Origin of the sequence: Curtobacterium phyllosphaerae (genome assembly GCF_049341865.1) — a bacterium.
Taxonomy (GTDB): Bacteria; Actinomycetota; Actinomycetes; order Actinomycetales; family Microbacteriaceae; genus Curtobacterium; species Curtobacterium phyllosphaerae.
The window spans coordinates 25,695-44,509 of the sequence record NZ_JBMPIU010000006.1 but is presented as its reverse complement, the minus strand read 5'-3'; the positions used below and the strand labels follow the sequence as shown (position 1 = coordinate 44,509).

The window sequence follows — 18,815 nt, the reverse complement described above, 5'->3', positions numbered from 1 at the left end:
CGCTCTGCGGACACGACCAGGTGCGGTCACCCACAATGGTCCGGTGTCCGATCAGCTCCCTCCGTCCGGACCCCACGCGGGTCGGCCCGGTCCGCGCCCACCCCGCGTCGGACGCCCGAGCCGGCCGCGGGCCCGCGCCGTCGCGCAGCATGACCTCCGCGACGTCCGGGCACGGCTCCGCGGCACGATCTACGAGCACGTCGAGCCGGACGCGGACCGTCTCGGCGACCGGTACTCGCCGCAGCAGATCATCGACTTCTGCCTCGACCTCGCCGAGGTGATGCTCGCCTCCGGCGCCGACACCCGCAGCGTCGAGACCGCCGTGATCGCGGTCAGCGCCAAGTGGAACCTCGCCCCGCTCGAGCTCGCGTTCTCCGGGAACGCCGTCACGCTCCAGCACTCGCCGCCGGACGCCCCCGCGGTGTCGAAGGTGCGGACGGTGATCACCGACGGCTCCGACCTGAACCGTCTGGCACGCGCGAACCAGATCGTCGACGACGTGATCCACGACGAGCGCGACATGACGAGCGCCGTGAGCGCGCTGGTCGCCGTCCTCCGGATGCCCCCGCGGTGGCCGCAGTGGCTCGCCGACGGCGGGCTGGCCCTCCTCGGCATCTCGATCTCGATGCAGGCCGGTGGCGGGTGGCGAGCGGGCGTCGGCGCGTTCCTCGTGATGTACGGGCTCATCGTCAGTGGGCGGTGGCTCACCCGTCGGGGGTTCCCGCCCTTCTTCGTGTCGGGGTTCCAGGCCCTCGTGGCCTCCGCGATCGGCACGCTCGCGATCTGGGCCGGCATCCTCGGCCCGGGGAGTGCGGCCGCGATGGTCGGGGCCCTCGTCGTCCTCCTGCTGCCGCACCTCGCGCTCGTCACCTGGGCGCAGGACGCGATCTCCGACTTCCGGTCGATGGCGGTGTCGCGGGCGTTCGCGATCGGGCTCACCATCGCCGCGATCGTGGTCGGGGTGCCGGCCGGGCTCGCGGTCACGACCGGGCTCGACCTCGAGGTCGACACGAGCGGGATCACGGTGCAGCTCCTGCCGTTCTGGGCGTCCCTCGCGCTGACGGTGGTGTCCGCGGCCGCGAACTGCTTCGTCCAGGGGGCGAGTGCACGGGTGATCCCCGTCGCCGTCGTGTTCTCGGTCGTCGCGGCGCTCTGCCTCTGGGCGTTCAAGGGCTTCGGGTTCCCGCTCCTCGGAGCGACGTTCCTCGCCGCGGTCGTCCTCGGTGCGCTCAGCACGGTCGCCGCGGTGCGGATGCGGACCGCGGTCGCGGCGATCGCGGTGCCGGCGTTCTGCGGCGCGCTCCTGCCCGGTGTGGCGGTGTCCAACGCGCTGCTCGCGTTCATGGCCGGGTCCACCGGTGCGGCGATCGCGTTCGTGGCCGCGGTGCTCGTGGCGCTCGGCATCGGCGCTGGGCTCGTGCTCGGCGGGCTCCTCGCGACGCCGGGCGCGCGTCGCTCGATCCGTCGGACGCGCCGGGTGCGGGTGCAGTCGATGCACAGCGACACCACCGCGATCAGCGTGATCCGGAACTCCGGGTACGACCCCGGTGACGGCTCGGTGCCGCGGGGCTCGCGCGGCTGAGATCGCCGGGCCGCGTCGGCTCGCGCAGCTGAGGTCGCCGGGCCGCGTCGACGATCCCGGCCGTCACGGCTCAGCGGTCGCTCAGATCGACCAGCCGTCGTCCGTCCACGTCGACACGGCCGCGAGCCGCGTCGTGTAGCGCTCACCCCACCCGCGCTCGAGCCGGCTCACCGCACGGTCGAACGCCGGCACGAGGTCGAGGTCGGGACGCATGAGCGCCTGGAGCTGCAGTCCCTCGTACAGCGCGATGAGCTGCTCGGCACCACGGCGGGGCTCCATCGTGTGCGGGGCGCGACCCACCGCGATGTCGTGCTCGAGACCGCGCTTGATCTGCGAGTAGAACAGCTGGTAGCGAGACCGCAGGTAGGCGGACATCGGGTGGTCCGGGTTCCCTGCGACGCTGAGGAGCGCGACGAGCAGGCGCATCAGCGCGGGCTCCTCGACGTTCGAGGAGACGATCGCGCGGAGGAAGTCCACGGTGCTGACGTCGCCGAGCGCGTTCGTGACCGCGTCCATGCGCGCGCCGTTCCAGCGGTCGACGGCGGCGAGGACGAGACCGTCCCAGGACGGGAAGTGCTGGTGCACGGACTCCACCGAGATCCCGAGACGGTCGGCGACCATCTCCGGCGTCGCCTGGTGGAAGTGCACGTCGTGCAGGACGTCGACGGTCGCGGACACGATGATCACGCGGAGGTGCAGCGTCTGCGCGGCCGCTGCAGCAGCAGCGGTGTCCGCGTTCGTGGATTCGAGCATCATGCCCTTTCGTCGATGCGAAGCAGGCCGAGGTCGGCAGGCCTGGTTCCGATCAGCGCGGACTTCATGTCCGCAGAGTCCATCAAAGCGTGGATGGGGGGCACGGGCATCCCCCGAACCGAGTGTCAGCACTAAGGGGGACAGACCGATCGGGATGCTCACCACACCGCGGGGATCGGATGAGTACTTGACCCGTGTTCGGGGGGTCCGTATCTTGAGGAGCCGTCGTCCTCGTTCCCAGACGTTCCCAAGCACGACTCCTCCGGTTCCGCCCCCACCCGAAAGAGATCCTGTGCGCCTGATACCGCGCCTCATCCCCCTGCTCGCCCTCCCCGCACTCATCGTCGGCACGGCCCTGATGACCGCGTCGCCGGCATCGGCCGCCGTCGTCACCGGTGCGATCAAGACCGTCTCGGTGACCGACTCCGCCGGCGGGACGACCCCGGCGCAGGGGTCGCAGCTCACCACGAACATCACGTGGTGCGTGCCCGACGGCTCCCGGGCCGGGGACACGTTCTCCCTGACGCTCGACGACCACCTGCGGCGTCTCCCGGCCGGCTTCACGCTCGACGACCCGGCCACCGGGACACCGGTCGCGACCGCGGCGATCTCGAACGACAGTCCGTGGATCGCCACCTTCACGCTGATGAGCTACGCCGAGACCCACACCGGCGTCTGCGGCACGGCGTTCGTCCGGTCCGACTTCGACGGCGTCTCGACCCCGACGAACACGACCACCCCGTTCACCGAGACGACGAACGACGGCAAGGTGTTCACCACGGACATCACCCCGACGGGCCCGGTCCCCTTCGACGCGACACAGCCGTCGAAGTACGGCACGTGGACGAACGCCGACCAGGGACAGGTCGACCCGACCGACTTCATCACCTGGCACATCGACACCCCGGACGGCGCGTTCGACAGCGCGACGACGGTCGACGCGGTCCCGGCCGGCGAGCTGTGGCACTTCGACTGCGACACCGTCCGCCTGTCGAACGGCGCCATCGACGCGAACGGCGACTACCAGCCGCTCGCGGGCACTGCCGGTGACGTCACCGACGCGGTCCCGTTCGACTGCTCGGACACCCAGGTGACCGTGCAGTGGCCTGCCGAACAGGCCGGGGACCGCTACCGGCTCGAGGTCGCGGCATCGCTCGACGCTCCGGTCGGCAGCGACTCCGACCCGGCACGGTTCACGAACGACGCCACGGTGACGACGACGGTCGGCGCCACCGTCAGCCAGTTCTCGACCAGCGCGGCGCTCGTGCAGGCCAGCGGTGGCGGCGACGGCTCCGGTTCGGCGATCACCCCGCCGCCGGCCGTGACGCCCACGCCGACCCCCGCCCCGTCGACGACGCCCACCCCGGCACCGACGGCGACCATCGCCCCGGCGGCGTCGACGGGCACACCGGCAGCAGCCCGTGTCGTCCGCGCGAACGGGGCCGACGAGCTGGCGATGACCGGCCAGGACGACACCCCCGGCATCGCGATCGGCGGCGGCCTGCTCGTCCTCGGGCTGGTGCTGACACTCGCGGCGAAGCGTCGTCGGAACGCCACGCGCTGACCTCCACGACGCATGACGGCCCCGGAGCGGACATCGCTCCGGGGCCGTCGTGCTCCGGACAGCTCTATGCGTCACAATGACGCCATGGACCGGAACCACCCGATCGCCGCGGGTCTCGCCGCGATGGCGAGCACGGGCTTCGAGATCGGCGGGACGCCGGACGAGGTCGCGAACGACATCCGGCTGATGTGGGTCGACCTCGGTTCGCCGGACGGTGCGTTCGCCGCTGCGGCCGACGCGGTCGCCGAACTCCCCCAGCGTCCGGAGGTCCCCGTCTCGGAACAGCCGCGGCGGGCAGCGCTCGAGCGTGCGTTCGGGATCCAGCCGGTCGAGGTGGAGCTCACCGCGGCGCTCTCGGCCCGGGAGCTCCTGCAGCGCATGGCCGAAATGCGCCCGACCCCCGGCGCGCACGGCACGCACTGAGCCACCGCGAGTTGCCTGGGTCGGTACGCCACCCTCCCGGAGCCATCGGAGGGTGCGCGATCCTGATGAGAGGACACCACCCAGCATGAGCAAGACCTGGTTCATCACCGGCGCGTCGAAGGGCTTCGGCCGCGAGTGGGCCGAAGCCGCACTCGAGCGCGGAGACAACGTCGCCGGCACGGCCCGCAACACCGACGACGTCCAGCCGCTCGTCGAGCAGTACCCCGACACCTTCCTGGCGATCAAGCTCGACGTCACCGACCGCGCGGCCGACTTCGCAGCGGTCAAGCAGGCCGCCGAGCAGTTCGGCCAGCTCGACGTCGTCGTCAACAACGCGGGCTACGGCCACTTCGGCATGGTCGAGGAACTGACCGAGGACGAGGTCCGCAGCCAGCTCGAGACCAACCTGTTCGGTGCGCTCTGGGTCACCCAGGCAGCGCTCCCGATCATGCGCGAGCAGGGTTCCGGGCACATCATCCAGGTGTCGAGCATCGGCGGGATCTCGGCGTTCCCGACGGTCGGCGCGTACCACGCGTCGAAGTGGGGCCTCGAGGGCTTCTCGCAGTCGCTCGCGCAGGAGGTCGCCGGCTTCGGCATCAAGGTGACCCTGATCGAGCCCGGCGGGTTCTCGACCGACTGGTCCGGCCCGTCGTCGAAGCGCAGCGAGGAGATCGAGGCGTACAAGAGCGTCCGCGAGGCAGCGGCGAACCGCCCGTCGGCCTCGGACCCGGGCGACCCGACCGGCACCCGCACCGCGATCATCAAGGTCGTCGACGCGGACGAGCCGCCGCTCCGCGTCTTCTTCGGCAAGGCCCCGCTCGGCATCGCCGAGAAGGACTACGAGTCCCGGCTCGCCACGTGGCGCGAGTGGCAGCCCGTGTCGGAGGAGGCCCAGGGCAGCTGACCGGAGTGGCAGGTAGTCACCGAGGGTCGGAAGAGGCCCAGGGCGCGTAGACCCGCACCAGCGCGCGCATGCGCGCGACGTGACGGACGGGAGGCTCGGATTCCGGGCCTCCCGTCCGTCACGTCCGGCCCATGGCCGGCCTCCGGGCGTCAGATGGGGAGCGGCTGCCCGTAGAAATCTGACGGGTCCTTCGCGAGGGACGCCTTGACGAAGCGGCTCCAGTCGTCGACCAGCACCTCCATCGCGCCCTGCTCCACGCCGTCGAGGGACTGCCGCGCGACCTCGGCGGGGTCGATCATCTGCCCCTCGTACCCGGCCATGATGTCGGTGTCCGCAGCTCCGAGGTGCAGCGCCTGCACGATGGTGCCCTGCTCCTCGAGCTCCATGCGCACGCCGTTCGTCATGCTCCACTCCGCGGCCTTCGCGATCGCGTACCCGTTCGCCCCGGGGTGGACGAACCACGACAGCGCTGAGAGCACGTTCACGACGGCGGTGGCGCTCTCCACACCGCCGCCGGTCCGCGCGAGGATCGGTGCGAACGCACGGATCACGCCCAGCGTGCCCCAGAGGTGGGTGTCCAGCTCGCGGTGGAGGTCGGCCAGCGGGCTCGTGAGGAGGCTCGTCCGCGTCGAGATGCCCGCGTTGTCGATGAGCAGCGTGACGTCCTGCGCTGCGGCCGCCGCGGCCTCGATCGAGCCGGCGTCCGTGATGTCGAGCCGCAGCGTCTCGACGCCCGGGATGTCGACGAGCTCCGGACGGCGTGCGGTGGCGTAGACCTTCCGGGCGCCGCGCTCGACGAGCTGCTCGGCGAAGCGGCGGCCGATGCCCCGGTTCGCCCCGGTGACGAGTGCGACCGATCCGGTGATGTCCATGGTGTCCTTCCTGCCTCGACGGGATCTCCGCGCGGCACGTCGGTTACGCTAAGACCTGACGTTGACGTCAGAGGCAAGTCACCAACAGCGGAAGGATCCGAGATGCGCATCGGCGACGTTGCAGGCAGGGCAGGCGTGAGTGTCCGCGCCCTGCGGTACTACGAAGAGCAGGGTCTGCTGCACGCCGAACGGACGGCGAGCGGGCAGCGGGTCTACGCCGAGGCGGCGGTCGAACGCGTCCAGCTCATCCAGCAGCTCTACGCGGCCGGACTCCCGAGCCGGACGATCCTCGAGCTCCTGCCCTGCGTCGACACCGGCCACGCGACTCCTGCGTCCTTCGCGCTGCTCACCGCGGAGCGCGACCGCATCGGGGAGCAGATCCGTGCGCTGCAGCAGGCGCAGGCCAGGTTGGACGAGGTCATCCACATCGCCCACAACCCGACGCCGGAGCACTGCCCCGCGCTCCGGCACCCGGCCACGTCGTCCGCCGCAGCCTGACGCGGCGGACGCGGCCCGTCCCTCCAGGCCGCGCCGTGCGCCGCGCCCGCCGCGCCGGACGCGCGCGTTCCAGATCGCAGAACACGCCGCCACCCGGGGCCGGGTGACGGCGTGTTGTGCGACCTCGAGCGGAGCCCGACGGCGTGTTGTGCGATCTCGAGCGGAGCCCGGCGGCGTGTTGTGCGACCTCGAGCGGGGGCCCGACGGCGTGTCGTGCGACCTCAAGCGGAGCCCGACGACGCGGGCTACGGGGTCGGCATGCCGCCGTTCACGTTGAGCGTCTCGCCGAGCACGTAGCTCGACTCGCCACTCGCCAGGAACACGTACGCCGGCGCGAGCTCGGCAGGCTGTCCCCAGCGGCCGAGCGGCGTCTCGGAGCCGACCTCGGGCAGGGCGTCCGACGGCTGGCCACCGGCGGGCTGCAGCGGCGTCCAGATCGGGCCCGGCGCGACCGCGTTCACGCGGATGCCCTTCGGCGCGAGCTGTCCGGCGAGGCCCTTCGACCAGTTGTTGATCGCGGCCTTCGTCGCGGCGTAGTGCAGGAGCATCGGCGAGGGCGAGTAGCCCTGGATCGACGTCGTGTTGATGATCGTCGAGCCGGGGGCGAGGTGCGGGAGCGCCGCCTTGGTGATCCAGAACATCGCGTAGACGTTCGTCTTGAATGTCGCGTCGAACTCATCGTCGGTCAGGTCGGCGAGGTCCTCGACGTGCTGCTGCTTGCCGGCGTTGTTGACGAGGATGTCGAGGCCACCGAGGCCGTCCACCGCGTCCGCGACGAGCTTGCGGCAGAACTCCGCGTCCTTGATGTCACCGGGGAGCGCGACCGCCGTGCGACCGGCAGCCTCGATGAGGCCGACGATGCGCTGGGCGTCCTCCTCCTCTTCCGGGAGGTACGAGATCGCCACGTCCGCACCCTCACGCGCGTAGGCGATCGCGACGGCCGCACCGATGCCCGAGTCGCCGCCGGTGATGAGCGCCTTGCGGCCCTTCAGCCGGTCGGAGCCGCGGTAGGTGTCCTCGCCGTGGTCGGCCGGGACGTTCTCCGCCATCTCGGCATCGGTGCCCGCGCCACCGAGGTACTGCTCGTCGGGTACCTTGTCGGCGTAGAGCTTGCTGGGGTCCTGGAACGTGTACTGGTCCGTCATGGGCGCGACGTTACGCGCGACCGTCCGCCGAACCGGGACACCGGCTGACCGCGGTCGTCCCCCGAGTGCGCCGCACGGACATCGGATCGCGACGCCGCAGCCGCGCCGGAGCACCGACCTACGGAGCGGGCCGGAACACGGCGATCGGCGGAGCGTCCGGGTCGGGACGGTCCGAGCCGCCGGTCGCCAGCCACGTCCGCCCGTCGTGCTCGATCGTCGTCGGCAGGTCGCCGTGCACGATGAGCCGGATCGGCGGGGTGTCACCGTCCACGAGGTCGACCCCGTGCGCCCGGGAGTCCCCTGCACCGTCGACCACGTAGTCCGTCATGCCGCAAGTCAACCACCGCCATCTGGTCGGCGCGGGAACCGGGGTCAGTCGTCCAGGAGCACGACCACCTTCTGCGCGGAGACACCACGGCGCAGCGCCTCGAAGCCGACCTGCACCGTCTCGAGGCCCCGTCCGACGACCAGCGGCTCGGGCGACGGCACGAACGACCCGTCCGCGAGCGCCCTCGGCAGGAACCGCTCCCAGAGCATCGGACCGACCTCGTTCCCCATCAGCGTGCTGCCCCAGACGAACCGCACGCGGATGCGCCGCGACCGGGCCCGCACCTGGACCGCGAGGTTCCGGCCGACGAGCGTCGCCACGGTGCGGATGAACGGGAGGCTCATCCCGCCGTCCCGAGGCAGCGCCTCGAACGACACGGACGGGCTGGCGAGCGTGACGCGCGGAGCGTGCGTCGACGACGCGATCGCGATGGCGGGCTCGGCGGAGCCGATCCCCACCGCGAGGACACCGACCACACGGCACCCCCGCAGCGCGCGGACGACCTCGGCGACGACGGACGGACTCCGGTAGTCGACGACCGCGGTCGCGCCGAGCGCGAGCGCACGCTCGTGGTTCTGCGGTGACGCGGTCGTCACCACGGTGTACCCGGCGGCCGATGCGAGCTGGATCGCGCTGCTCCCGACGCTGGTCGATGCACCCCAGACGACCACCGCCTCCCGTCCGGCAGTCCCCGCCGCGCCCCGGACCGCGCTGCCCCGGTCCGCCGTGTGCGGGACCGCCGTGTCCCGGACGTCGGACCGGACGGGAGGCGCGGATCGCGTCGGGTGGGCGAGTCCCAGTTGGTCCTGTTGGAACAGGGCACTCGCCGCGGTCGAGACCGCGAGGGGCAGGACGACCGCCCGTTCGTACGGCATGTCGTCCGGGATCGGCGCCACGAGGTGAGCGCGCAGGACGGTGTACCGCTGGAACCCGCCCTCCGCGTGGTGCCGTCGGCCCTTCTCCATGCCGACGGCGTACCCGATGACGCGATCCCCCGGACGGACGCGCGTGACGCCCTCGCCGACCTCGACGACCTCGCCCGCGACGTCCTCACCGAGCACCGACGGGTACGGCAGCCAGCGGTACATCAGGTCCCCCGTCCACTGCTTGACGGTGTCGAGCGGGTTGACCGCGACAGCCCGGTTCCGGACGACGATCTCGCCCGGGCCGGGGTGCGTGTACGGCGCGGAGCGGACGGTGAGGTCGGCTCGTGGGCCGTCGAGCCACGCGGCGGCGTTCTGCGGAGCGGTCATCGCGTCCCCTTCGTCGTGGCCTCGTCGATGTACACGGCGCCGACCGACTCGGCGAGTCCTGCACCGAACATCGTCGCGGGTGTCGAAGCGCCCGGCGTGCCCTCGCCCCGGGAGAGTCGGGCGGCGACCTCGGCCGCCATCGCGATCGTGTACTCCTCCGCGTCGCCGAGCCGGATCCACGCCCGTCGGACCTCGCCCGACGACCACTCCACGCGGGCGTGCGCCCAGGAGTGCGTGCGCGCCATCGGCTGCTCGCGCATCCGGACCCTCGCGATGCGCGAGACCGCGAGGCGCCGGATCGGCGGGACGCGGAACAGACCGGTCAGCACCGGCAGCACGGGTCGGATCCACGGACTGGTCGGGGCGAGCATCGAGCCGGCGGTGACCTCGTCGGCGTCACTCGCGAGCCAGGCGGCGCGGAGTTCCGCGCTCGCGCCGGACGCCGTCGTGACGGTGTCGCCGTCGGGAGTGGTGATGGTCTGCGTGCCTGAGACGGTGCTCATCGACCGGACGAACCGGCCGCTCCGGACCGACCCGCCACCGAAGGCCGCGACCGCGGCGATGCTCTCGGCGAGGGCCGTGCCGAGCGTGCCGGCCTCGGACGCGAGGGACGCGATCGCATCGACGTGGACGCGCTCCGGGCGGGACCGGCCGGCCGTGAGGTGGACGACGAGGCTCTCCGTGGCGGTGACGCCGAAGCCCGCCCCGGGCAGGAGCGACTGGCCGGCGCGGGCGGCGGTCCGGTCGAGGCGGAGGACGTCGTCGACGGCCGGGTACTCGTTCGACAGGTCGAGGTACCCCCAGCCGGTGGGGAGCGCTCGTGCGACCTGGAGCGCGGTGGTCGTGAACGGACCGACCGTGTTGACGACGATGGACGGGCGGTCGTCGTCCTGGTCACCGCTCGTCCGACCCTCGCCGATCGCCGCGAGCTGCTCGGCGAACGTCCCGGTGACGATCCGCGGTTCCTGCCCGAGGGACGCGGCGACGGCGACGAGTCGAGCGCGGTCCCGTCCGAGGAGCACGACCGGGAGGCCGCGACGGTCGAGATCGAGGGCGATCCCCCTGCCCGTCCGGCCGGTTGCCCCGAGGATCCAGATGTCCTGCTGCACGATGTGCTCCTCGCCTGCTTGTCCAGTGGTGGAGGTCCGCGCCTGATGGCACGGCATGTCATCACCATACACATCATGACACGTCGTGTCATGGCTAGGCTCGGAGCATGAGCAGGTGGCAGCCCGACGCACGAGGACGCCTCGCTCAGGCCGCTATGCAGCTGTTCGAGGAGCAGGGGTTCGCGGCCACGACGGTACCCGAGATCGCCGCCCGGGCGGGTCTCACCACTCGGACCTTCTTCCGGCACTACGCCGACAAGCGCGAGGTGCTCTTCGCCTACCAGCAGGAGTTGCCCGCGGTCGTCGCCGAGGTCCTCGCGGCGGCACCCGACTCGATGGCACCGATGGACGTCATCGGCGCGGGGCTCCGGACGCTCGCCGTGGAACGGTTCGAGGAGCAGCGGTCACACTTCCTGGCGCACCGTGACGTCGTGCGTTCCGACGACGGGCTGCAGGAGCGGGAACTGTGGAAGCGCGCCGTGCTGGGTGAGGCGATGCGGTCGGGGTTCCTCGCTCGCGGCGCCGACGAGCTGACGGCGATGCTCGTCGCGGAGCTCGGCGTGACGGCGTTCAGCGTGGCGACCGCCCGGTGGCTCGACGACGAGTCCGGCCGCCCGCTGGTCTCGCACGTGGAGGAGACCCTGGCAGAGTTGGCCGCACTGGCCACCTCCGCCTCGGCTCCGGGCTCGGTCACCCGGACGGCCGATCCCCGCGTGCATCCCGGGTCCACGGGTCGGGCCGAGCACCTCTGATCGGACGAACGGGTCGCACAGGCGTCACGCTAGCTCGCGCTCCGGATCCCTGAGCGGAGGCTGGTCATCACGTCCGCGGACTCCACACCGAGCCACGGTTTGTCGTACTCATGGTGCGGAAATTGCGTCGTTGACTGCAGAGGCCAGGCGCGCAGCAGATCTTCGCCGCGACAAGGTGGACTGAATTCTCACTTCTCTCCGCCGACCTTGGGAGTCTTTTCTTGATGGAGTGATGGTCAGTACCTTGAAGTACTTACCAGTTCCGTCAAGATTGCCTCTGTTCAAAACGCCTGAGTATGCATCTACGTCACAGGTTGCTATGTCAGATTTCTGCCAGGTTCGAATCCTGAACCAGTCGCGTGCCACAATCGTGTCTTTGTTCTCAAAGATGCCGACGACTTGAGCCCGACAAGCCATGTAGACGCAGAACACATCTATGACCAAGAAGGCTACGTTCAAATTCGTCAGACTGAAACCAAGGCCCCCGGAGATGTAGCCCAGCAGTAAGACAAGGTCGATGAGGACATACAAAGTACCTATGACACAGCGCGCTATCCGAGCGTTCTTCGCGATTCGCTTCATCAGCGACGACCCCCTCGCTTTCCGCTCCACCTTCGACCGTCTACCCTTCTGAGTCCCGCACCAGTAATCTGTCCGACGGCACGATTTCCTGGCCGCGCGGATCAATGGTGCGCGCGGATCTGGTGCCCTGCGACACGACCAAGACGTCGGGCGACGGCTCCAGCCCAGGGTCGGAACGCTGTGCGGCTGGCCCCCTCGACAGGCGAGCCCGCGACACCGCCGCCGACTGCGCTCACGGCACTGACTCCTGCCTGCCCTCACTCGCCTTGGCGGCATATGCGGCGACATTGACCGCATCGCACACGAGTGTCACCACCTTAGTCGGGATGAATCCACACGCTGTGAGGCCAGCCACCACGCCGGTCTGGCAGCACGCTGCCGGACCGAACCCGTACGCGAGACGATCGTCCCTGAAATCTGACCCACTTAGTGGTTTGGCGCGATACACGATCGGGCTCGCCATCTCAGCGAAGACTCGATGAGCTGATCAACTTGAGCGCAGCCGCTCTCGAAGGCGCTGCGCAGAGCTGACAACCCACCGTCCTCCCGCAGTGGTGTTGAACCGAGCTTTGTCATCAACCACGGGAAGCTCGAGCTCAAGGTTGGAACTTCGGATGCGCAGGACTGAGACGGCTGAGCCCGCGTGGCGCCCGATTCCGGCGGTGATCTCGGTGGCAGAAGCGAGCATCTCCGTCACCAAGGCGACATTGGCGCCGCCTTTCCAGAATGTCAACTCCCCCCTTCGTGCCATCAGGGACATCGTGTAAACACGACGCAGGCCGTCACTTGGATCCAGGGAGTCCCTCGCTCCCGAGACAATCACATTGACGACTGACCCGTCAGGAAATTTTTGCCGCAGGAACGCAGTTCGCCGTTTACGGGGTCGAGCACTCAAGGCGGCAAAGAGGAGAACAACAAGTGGTACGCCAATACCGAATCCAATGTAGAAGAACACCGATGATTTATCATCCTCCGTACTTCTCATGCCGCTCGATATGAACGCTAGTGCCGAGATTGGAGCTACCACAAAGCCAGCTTTATACGCTGATCCTGCTGGTGGTCCTTCAATGTCAGACTCGCCGATCATCGACGCCTCCTTGATTTCGGCAGGTAGCTTGTCGCCCCTGTGGTTGCTCCGAATACTCTTCCACCGATTCCGGGAGGCCGCCGCGACGGCACCGGGCTGGGTGCACGGTGCCGGACCGAACCCGTACGCCAACTGGTGGCGTGGGATCGTCGCAGCCACGAGCCTCCCGGCCGTGTCGGAGGAGTACGTCGACACATTCGAGACCGTCCCGTCCGTGGTCGTGTCCTGCAGGACATCACCCGACTGGGACCGCACCACCTGGTCGGTGACGTTCGACAGCCCCGGGAACGACCATCCCAGCCCCTCCTCGGCCACCACAATCATGGAACGGATCTAACCGCAGTCCCTTTCACCCACGGGCGTGAGGACCTTTGAGAGCACCTGCCTGGGAACGGGGGCTCCTTGATCCGTGTCAACGGACACGCAACCAAGGTACTTCAAGGAGTCCTTGACTTCGGCGACAGCGCAGAGTTGGTCCCTGCCAACTCCGGAAGTCAGCCTTGCATCGTGACCGGGAGGGGTCGCGGGAGCGGCGTCGGGACTACACGCGAACATGACCGTCGAAGAAGAATCGTTCGTGACAACCACGTGGACATAGGGCTGATCAGCATATCGAATGAAAGCCGGAACAGCCCACACCAGAGCAACACCCAAGGCCACAACAAAACCCAGCACCAAGATCGCTCGTCGAGTCATGGTCGACTCACTACAGCAGAAAACATGAACCACACCCTGACCATCATCGTATGGGGGCAGCAATCAGCGTTGACGATCCCGCAGGGTGTTCCGGTCCCGCCTCACCGGGTCACCGCTGTCCCCGTCGCGAACTCCGTGCGCATTGGGACACGCCTCGGAGATCGCTGACCGCATCCGGTTGGCAGTACGTCGAGAGGAAATGGTCGCCTGGAACTCTCGCTCTTCGTCATCGGTTGTTTCGATCACCAGCATGCACAAGAAGATGTAGAAAGGGTCGAATCCATTCTGCGAGAACCCATTGATCGAGCCGGAATAACCATCCACATCGACCCGCTTCACCTCGGACGTGGGTATACGGTACGTGACGTACCAAGACCTGATGATCACCTCGTTCTCCGAGACGCTGACACCCATGGCAGTTGCCCGCAGGAACCACAAGACCACGACAGTCGCCACGGCGATCTGACCCCATTCCAGACCTCCCGGCAGGAGACCGATGAAGGTAGCAGCGAGTGGAAGACAACTGAACGAGGCGACCACGATCATCGGGCCGGTCCGCGACCCGCGAATACGCGGAGATTGCCCTGCTGTCATCATCTCGTTCGCCACTTTCGCAAACTCCGAGCCTGCGTGCCCCAGGTGGAAGCAGCATCACCGATGGTGCTTCCGACAGCATTCGATCTCAAACGCAGGCTCCTGATGTACCAGTGATGGTTCTCCCACAACGGAAGGCATGCCTCACGCCGCTTCGTGGCACGGCACGCCCGCCTCTCTCGAACAGCTGAGCGACCCCGCCTCCCGGGATGACACCTGCAGCGGAGAGCGCGGCCTCTCCGTATCGATTCTGAACGAAGTATGCCGCCGTCTGAACCGAGCATGCGGCCGCCACTCCCGGTGGAATGAAGCCGCACGCGAAGAACGCCGCTTGCGCAATCACCCGTGCGTTCGATGCCCCTTCAGCGCTCCAGGTGGGCGTAGTCCGGCAAGTCGATCTTGTCCGCCGGCGGGGTGAAGAACCGGCCCCCGAGCTTGCCGATCACCGGCGTGGCCGCGATCCGCACCGCGACCCCGAACGCCGCCACGCCCGCTCGAGACCTGGGGTTCGCGACCCGCGGCACGCCCGGCGGCAGCTGCTGCGCCTGGTCGACGTAGGGCCGCATGACCCGCTCGTACCCGCGGAAGCCGTCGCGATGGTGCACGTGCGCGGCGAGCTCACCGGCGAGCACGTACGCCCCGGCGATGGACAGACTCGTGCCCATCCCACTGACCGGTGACGCGCAGTACGCCGCGTCGCCGACGAGGCCCACGCGTCCGGACGACCAGCGGGGTGCGCGCACCTGCCCGATCGACTCGAAGTACAGGTCCTCCGCCGCGTCGAACCCGTCGAGCACCCGCTGCGCCTCCCACCCGGCGTCGCTGAACACCGAGCGGAGTCGCGCCCGCTGCTCGTCGACCGTCCGTCGTTCGGCTCGGGACGCGCTCCGCGTGCGGTCCGTCACGAACGACAATGCCGCCCGGATCGTGCCGTGCGAGTCCGGCCGCAGGGTGATCGACCGTCCGCCGGGTGCGTTGTACCAGCGCCACCAGTCGTCGTCGCTCCGGGTGCGCGGGATCGTCGCGTACGAGGTCTCCAGGCCGAGGGACCGGATCGTCGGTTCGTCGCCGAACACGATGCGTCGTGTGCTCGACCCGATGCCGTCCGCGGCCACGACGAGGTCGAACGACTCGTCCGGAGCGTGCTCGAACGAGACGACCACCCCGTCGTCGTGCTGCGCGATCCCGACGATCCGGTCGCCGAACCGGTAGTCGGTGTGGCCGACAGTCCGGTCGACGAGCAGCTGCGCGAGGTCCCCGCGCAGGATCTCGAGCTCGGCCGTCGCGCCGCCGGAGTCGGTGGTGCCGGCCGGGAACTCGGCGATGGTGCGCCCGCCGGCCCCGAGGAACCGCGTGCCGACCTCGCCGGTCGTCGCTGCGCGGATGTCGTCCTCGATCCCCATGCGGCGCGCGACCTCGCGCCCAGCGCCGCGGACGTCCACGTTCTGCCCGCCCGTCCGGAGCGCGGGAACTCGCTCCACGATCGTCGTCGCGTACCCGTAGCGGTGCAGCCAGAAGGCCAGGGCGGGTCCGGCGATGCTCGCGCCGGCGATGAGGACACGTGGTCCGGTCATGTTGCCTCGTTCGTTGATTATCAATGAGATTGGCAATCTACACGACTATCATCGAGACCGTGCTCGACGAACGACAGGACCGCGCTGACCGCGCCGACCGCACAGCGGCACGGCGGGACGGACGTCCCCTGCCCGACGACGACATCCGCGCCCGCGTCCAGCAGGTCGCCGTGCGGCAGCAGCGGTTCGAACGGCACCTCGCCGCCGCACTCGACGTCGACGCGACGGGCCTCGAGGCGATGGACCACCTCATCACGGTCGGCCCGGCGACGCCGACGGAGCTGGCGCGACGCCTCGAGATCTCGACGGCCGCCATGACGCTCGTCCTCAACCGACTGGAGGCCCGCGGTCACGTCACACGGGCACGGCACCCCTCCGACGGACGCAAGCTGGTCGTCACCGCGGTCGAGCGCTCGTCGGACCTCGCGTACGAGCACGTGCTGCCGATGATCGAGGGGATCGAGGCGGTCATCGCGGACATGTCCGCACCGGAACGAGCGACGGTCCAGTCGTTCCTCGACCGGCTCATCGAGGTCTACGACGCGGCGACGGACTGACGCTCAGGACTCGTCCAACGCGTCGAGGTCGCGGAGCGCCTGCCGTGCGCGGGCGAGTCGATCCGCCTCCGGCGACTCCCACCAGACCGGTCCGCGCTCACCGAGCCCGTGCTTGGCGAGCCCGTTCCGTGTGCGCGCACGCTCGACGGCTGCGTCGTCCCCAGCGGCCTTCGCGACGCGGACCGCGGACCGTCCCCGGCCGAGGTGCGACTGCAGGGCAGTGACCACGTCGTCCGGCAGGCTCGGATCGGTGCGACGCCACCGACGACCGCGGACGACGAGCCAGCGCTCGTCCTCGTCGTCCGTGGTCATGAGCGGTCCGGGCGTCAGGCCGTCGGCGGTGCGTAGAACTGCAGGTCGTTGCCCTCGGAGTCCTTGAACGGCGCGATCCGGCCCCACTCGTGGTCGGAGATCCCCCCGGTGAACTCGACGCCGGCGTCCGTCAGCCGCGCGACCTCGTCGTCGATCGAGCCGTCCGGCTGGAACGTGATCACCGCGCCGCCCTCGGACGAGCCGGACGCGCTCTCCCGGCCGTTCAGCCCGATCATCAACCCGTTCGCGTCGATCTCCGACCAGTCGTCGTCCTGGCTCTTCACCGTCAGACCGAGGTGGTCCCGGTAGAACGTCACTGCCCGGTCCATGTCGGTCACCGGGACCCACACTGCTGCGACACCACTTGCCATGAGGTACTCCTTCGTCTTCCGTCCGGAGGTGGACCCGCCGGACACGTCCACCGTGCTCGGCGCCGCATCGGTGCGACCCGTGCGCGAGACGCATTCCGGACAGCCACGAGCACTGCCCGGACGACGCGCGGTCAGGCCGCGCCGGAGGCCCAGGACTCGAGCCGCTCGAGTCGCTCGAGCGCGGCACGGTCGGTCTCGGACGACGCCGCGGCCGCCCGCTGCCCGAGCCAGACCTGCCCGGTGCTGCCGTCGATCGTGATGACGTCACCGGCACGGAGCACCAGTCCACCCGGCGCCGTCGCGGAGTCGTCGCCGATCACGAGCGCGGACACCCCGACCACCGCCGGCACACCCCACCCTCGCGCGACGACCGCGGCGTGCGACGCGAGTCCGCCCCGTGACGTCACGATCCCGACCGACGCGGACATGCCGACGACGTCCTTCGGACTCGTCTCGGGGCGCACCAGGATGACGTCCACGGACGCCTCGAGCGCAGCCTCGGACGAGAACACGACCGCGCCGCTCACCGTGCCGGGCGCGGCCCCGAGCCCGGTCGCGACGAGCGCGTCCTCGTCGTGGCCGCCGGCCGGATCGGCGGGACGACCCACGTCACCGAGATCGGCCCGAGCCCGCAGTCGGACCGGTTCCGAGACGCGTGACACCGCCTCAGCTGGTGTCAGATCGACGTCGGGGTCGTCGACGAAGTCGACCGCCGTCCGGACCGCCGCGACCGCGCTGAGCTTGCCCGGACGGGTCTGCAGGAGCCAGAGCCGGCCGTCCTCGACCGTGAACTCGACGTCGCACACCTGCCGGTAGTGGGCCTCGAGCCGACGGAGCACCGCCATCAGGTCGACGTACACCTGGGGGTCCTCGTCGGCGAGCTCCCGGATCGGCATCGGGTGGGCGCTGCCGTCGACGACGTCCTCACCCTGCCCGCCGACCAGGTAGTCGCCGTACGGGCCGGGCTCGCCGGTCGCGGGATCGCGGGTGAACACGACCCCCGTGCCGGAGCGGGTCCCGCGGTTCCCGAACACCATGGCCTGGACGTTCACGGCGGTCCCGGCGTGCTCGTCGATGCCGTCGCGCTGGCGGTACGCACGTGCCCGCTCGCTGTCCCAGGACCGGAACACCGCCTCGACCGCCTCGTGCAGCTGCGCGGACGGGTCGCTCGGGACCGGTCGGCCGGCGGCCGCGGTGATGCGCGCCTGCAGGTCCGCCACCGACGCGGCGGACGCGGGCCGCGCCTCCCGACCGTCCCGGTGGTCCACGCCGGACGCGACCGGTGCACCGTCGGCGAGGGCCGCCGGGTCGACGCCCATCACGATCGTGGCGTACATGGACAAGAACCTGCGGTAGCTGTCCCACGCGAAGCCCTCGTCGCCGGTGGCGGCTGCGAGTCCCCGCACGGTGTCGTCGTTCAGCCCGAGGTTGAGCACCGTGTCGAGCATCCCCGGCATCGAGACGGCGGCACCGCTCCGGACCGACAGGAGGAGCGGGTCCCGGGCGTCGCCGAAGGTCCGTCCCATCCGCTGTCCGAGCGCCGCCACGTGCGCCGCGACGACGCCGTCCAACGAGGTCGGCCAGCCGCCGTGGCGCCAGGACCGGAACACCGGCAGCGCGATCGTGAACCCCGGCGGGACGTCGAGGCCGAGCGCGCCGGTCATCTCGGCGAGGCCGGCGCCCTTGCCGCCGAGGAGCTCGGTGAGCTCCCGGGCGGGCACGCCGTGGTCGTGGTCGAACGCGAAGACCGCGTCGGAGACCACGTCGTCGGCGATCGTGGCGTCGTCGGACGGGGTTCCTGGGCTCACGGGCACGCTCCTGATGAATCGATGGTCCACGGTACTCAGTTCGTCGCCGAC

General features: G+C 69.9%; 19 protein-coding genes. 7 read left to right on the top strand and 12 right to left on the bottom strand.

Translation table 11 applies throughout. The features are described from left to right. Nucleotides 1-43 precede the first annotated feature (43 nt). Nucleotides 44-1,582, top strand: a complete 1,539-nt coding sequence (locus ACO0E0_RS12030; RefSeq protein WP_422871668.1) for a threonine/serine exporter family protein — start codon at nucleotides 44-46, stop codon at nucleotides 1,580-1,582. An 81-nt stretch (nucleotides 1,583-1,663) separates the two neighbouring features. On the opposite strand, the gene ACO0E0_RS12025 is transcribed toward ACO0E0_RS12030, so the two are convergent. Further along, entirely contained in the window at nucleotides 1,664-2,338 is a 675-nt protein-coding gene (locus ACO0E0_RS12025; protein WP_422871667.1) for a TetR/AcrR family transcriptional regulator, read from the bottom strand. 289 nt (nucleotides 2,339-2,627) lie between these two features. On the opposite strand from ACO0E0_RS12025, the gene ACO0E0_RS12020 reads away from it, so the two are divergent. The 3 genes from ACO0E0_RS12020 to ACO0E0_RS12010 all read left to right on the top strand — a co-directional run bounded on the left by ACO0E0_RS12020 (nucleotide 2,628) and on the right by ACO0E0_RS12010 (nucleotide 5,226). Further along, complete coding sequence (locus ACO0E0_RS12020) at nucleotides 2,628-3,899, top strand: Ig-like domain-containing protein (RefSeq protein ID WP_422871666.1); 1,272 nt, start codon at nucleotides 2,628-2,630, stop codon at nucleotides 3,897-3,899. Nucleotides 3,900-3,983: 84 nt separating this feature from the next. After that, nucleotides 3,984-4,322 carry a hypothetical protein gene (locus ACO0E0_RS12015; RefSeq protein WP_422871665.1) on the top strand — a complete coding sequence of 113 codons (339 nt, stop codon included), beginning with the start codon at nucleotides 3,984-3,986 and terminating at the stop codon, nucleotides 4,320-4,322. Nucleotides 4,323-4,407: 85 nt separating this feature from the next. Next, a complete protein-coding gene (locus tag ACO0E0_RS12010; RefSeq protein ID WP_422871664.1) occupies nucleotides 4,408-5,226 on the top strand; it encodes an SDR family oxidoreductase in 819 nt (272 codons plus the stop codon). Between the two features lie 149 nt (nucleotides 5,227-5,375). Here the strand turns inward: ACO0E0_RS12010 and ACO0E0_RS12005 are convergent, their stop codons facing one another. Further along, nucleotides 5,376-6,098: an SDR family oxidoreductase gene (locus ACO0E0_RS12005; protein WP_422871663.1), complete on the bottom strand. Its 723-nt coding sequence runs from the start codon at nucleotides 6,096-6,098 to the stop codon at nucleotides 5,376-5,378. 102 nt (nucleotides 6,099-6,200) lie between these two features. Here ACO0E0_RS12005 and ACO0E0_RS12000 point away from each other — a divergent pair, with 102 nt between their 5' ends. Beyond that, a complete protein-coding gene (locus tag ACO0E0_RS12000; RefSeq protein WP_422871662.1) occupies nucleotides 6,201-6,596 on the top strand; it encodes a MerR family transcriptional regulator in 396 nt (131 codons plus the stop codon). Between the two features lie 245 nt (nucleotides 6,597-6,841). Here the strand turns inward: ACO0E0_RS12000 and ACO0E0_RS11995 are convergent, their stop codons facing one another. The 4 genes from ACO0E0_RS11995 to ACO0E0_RS11980 all read right to left on the bottom strand — a co-directional run bounded on the left by ACO0E0_RS11995 (nucleotide 6,842) and on the right by ACO0E0_RS11980 (nucleotide 10,431). Further along, nucleotides 6,842-7,741, bottom strand: coding sequence for an SDR family oxidoreductase (locus tag ACO0E0_RS11995; protein WP_422871661.1), 900 nt, complete (start codon nucleotides 7,739-7,741; stop codon nucleotides 6,842-6,844). A 118-nt stretch (nucleotides 7,742-7,859) separates the two neighbouring features. Next, nucleotides 7,860-8,069, bottom strand: a complete 210-nt coding sequence (locus tag ACO0E0_RS11990; protein WP_422871660.1) for a hypothetical protein — start codon at nucleotides 8,067-8,069, stop codon at nucleotides 7,860-7,862. A 44-nt stretch (nucleotides 8,070-8,113) separates the two neighbouring features. Then, a complete protein-coding gene (locus ACO0E0_RS11985; RefSeq protein ID WP_422871659.1) occupies nucleotides 8,114-9,322 on the bottom strand; it encodes a zinc-binding alcohol dehydrogenase family protein in 1,209 nt (402 codons plus the stop codon). Then, complete coding sequence (locus tag ACO0E0_RS11980; RefSeq protein ID WP_422871658.1) at nucleotides 9,319-10,431, bottom strand: saccharopine dehydrogenase family protein; 1,113 nt, start codon at nucleotides 10,429-10,431, stop codon at nucleotides 9,319-9,321. Before ACO0E0_RS11980 ends, ACO0E0_RS11985 begins: the two co-directional genes overlap by 4 nt. A 107-nt stretch (nucleotides 10,432-10,538) precedes the next feature. On the opposite strand from ACO0E0_RS11980, the gene ACO0E0_RS11975 reads away from it, so the two are divergent. Further along, nucleotides 10,539-11,183 (top strand): TetR/AcrR family transcriptional regulator, encoded by a 645-nt coding sequence (locus tag ACO0E0_RS11975; RefSeq protein WP_422871657.1) that lies wholly within the window; start codon nucleotides 10,539-10,541, stop codon nucleotides 11,181-11,183. 1,069 nt (nucleotides 11,184-12,252) lie between these two features. On the opposite strand, the gene ACO0E0_RS11970 is transcribed toward ACO0E0_RS11975, so the two are convergent. From ACO0E0_RS11970 to ACO0E0_RS11960, 3 genes are all read right to left on the bottom strand, one after another. Then, entirely contained in the window at nucleotides 12,253-13,176 is a 924-nt protein-coding gene (locus ACO0E0_RS11970) for a hypothetical protein (RefSeq protein ID WP_422871656.1), read from the bottom strand. A gap of 435 nt (nucleotides 13,177-13,611) precedes the next feature. After that, nucleotides 13,612-14,094, bottom strand: coding sequence for a hypothetical protein (locus ACO0E0_RS11965; RefSeq protein ID WP_422871655.1), 483 nt, complete (start codon nucleotides 14,092-14,094; stop codon nucleotides 13,612-13,614). Nucleotides 14,095-14,504: 410 nt separating this feature from the next. Continuing rightward, nucleotides 14,505-15,716, bottom strand: a complete 1,212-nt coding sequence (locus ACO0E0_RS11960) for an FAD-dependent monooxygenase (RefSeq protein WP_422871654.1) — start codon at nucleotides 15,714-15,716, stop codon at nucleotides 14,505-14,507. A gap of 59 nt (nucleotides 15,717-15,775) precedes the next feature. On the opposite strand from ACO0E0_RS11960, the gene ACO0E0_RS11955 reads away from it, so the two are divergent. Further along, nucleotides 15,776-16,273 (top strand): MarR family winged helix-turn-helix transcriptional regulator, encoded by a 498-nt coding sequence (locus tag ACO0E0_RS11955; RefSeq protein WP_422871653.1) that lies wholly within the window; start codon nucleotides 15,776-15,778, stop codon nucleotides 16,271-16,273. Nucleotides 16,274-16,276: 3 nt separating this feature from the next. Here the strand turns inward: ACO0E0_RS11955 and ACO0E0_RS11950 are convergent, their stop codons facing one another. The 3 genes from ACO0E0_RS11950 to ACO0E0_RS11940 all read right to left on the bottom strand — a co-directional run bounded on the left by ACO0E0_RS11950 (nucleotide 16,277) and on the right by ACO0E0_RS11940 (nucleotide 18,764). Beyond that, nucleotides 16,277-16,585 carry a biopolymer transporter Tol gene (locus tag ACO0E0_RS11950; protein WP_422871652.1) on the bottom strand — a complete coding sequence of 103 codons (309 nt, stop codon included), beginning with the start codon at nucleotides 16,583-16,585 and terminating at the stop codon, nucleotides 16,277-16,279. Between the two features lie 14 nt (nucleotides 16,586-16,599). Next, nucleotides 16,600-16,956 (bottom strand): VOC family protein, encoded by a 357-nt coding sequence (locus ACO0E0_RS11945; protein WP_422871651.1) that lies wholly within the window; start codon nucleotides 16,954-16,956, stop codon nucleotides 16,600-16,602. A gap of 131 nt (nucleotides 16,957-17,087) precedes the next feature. Next, complete coding sequence (locus ACO0E0_RS11940; protein ID WP_422871650.1) at nucleotides 17,088-18,764, bottom strand: pyruvate, phosphate dikinase; 1,677 nt, start codon at nucleotides 18,762-18,764, stop codon at nucleotides 17,088-17,090. Nucleotides 18,765-18,815 lie beyond the last annotated feature (51 nt).

Bases quoted from the DNA above. Each gene is read 5' to 3' on its own strand.
- ACO0E0_RS12010 (WP_422871664.1), top strand. From the start codon at position 4,408: ATGAGCAAGACCTGGTTCATCACCGGCGCGTCGAAGGGCTTCGGCCGC.
- ACO0E0_RS11960 (WP_422871654.1), bottom strand. From the start codon at position 15,716: ATGACCGGACCACGTGTCCTCATCGCCGGCGCGAGCATCGCCGGACCC.
- ACO0E0_RS11965 (WP_422871655.1), bottom strand. From the start codon at position 14,094: ATGATCGTGGTCGCCTCGTTCAGTTGTCTTCCACTCGCTGCTACCTTC.
- ACO0E0_RS12015 (WP_422871665.1), top strand. From the start codon at position 3,984: ATGGACCGGAACCACCCGATCGCCGCGGGTCTCGCCGCGATGGCGAGC.
- ACO0E0_RS11995 (WP_422871661.1), bottom strand. From the start codon at position 7,741: ATGACGGACCAGTACACGTTCCAGGACCCCAGCAAGCTCTACGCCGAC.
- ACO0E0_RS12025 (WP_422871667.1), bottom strand. From the start codon at position 2,338: ATGATGCTCGAATCCACGAACGCGGACACCGCTGCTGCTGCAGCGGCC.
- ACO0E0_RS11950 (WP_422871652.1), bottom strand. From the start codon at position 16,585: ATGACCACGGACGACGAGGACGAGCGCTGGCTCGTCGTCCGCGGTCGT.
- ACO0E0_RS11970 (WP_422871656.1), bottom strand. From the start codon at position 13,176: ATGATTGTGGTGGCCGAGGAGGGGCTGGGATGGTCGTTCCCGGGGCTG.
- ACO0E0_RS11945 (WP_422871651.1), bottom strand. From the start codon at position 16,956: ATGGCAAGTGGTGTCGCAGCAGTGTGGGTCCCGGTGACCGACATGGAC.
- ACO0E0_RS11985 (WP_422871659.1), bottom strand. From the start codon at position 9,322: ATGACCGCTCCGCAGAACGCCGCCGCGTGGCTCGACGGCCCACGAGCC.
- ACO0E0_RS12000 (WP_422871662.1), top strand. From the start codon at position 6,201: ATGCGCATCGGCGACGTTGCAGGCAGGGCAGGCGTGAGTGTCCGCGCC.
- ACO0E0_RS11990 (WP_422871660.1), bottom strand. From the start codon at position 8,069: ATGACGGACTACGTGGTCGACGGTGCAGGGGACTCCCGGGCGCACGGG.
- ACO0E0_RS11975 (WP_422871657.1), top strand. From the start codon at position 10,539: ATGAGCAGGTGGCAGCCCGACGCACGAGGACGCCTCGCTCAGGCCGCT.
- ACO0E0_RS12005 (WP_422871663.1), bottom strand. From the start codon at position 6,098: ATGGACATCACCGGATCGGTCGCACTCGTCACCGGGGCGAACCGGGGC.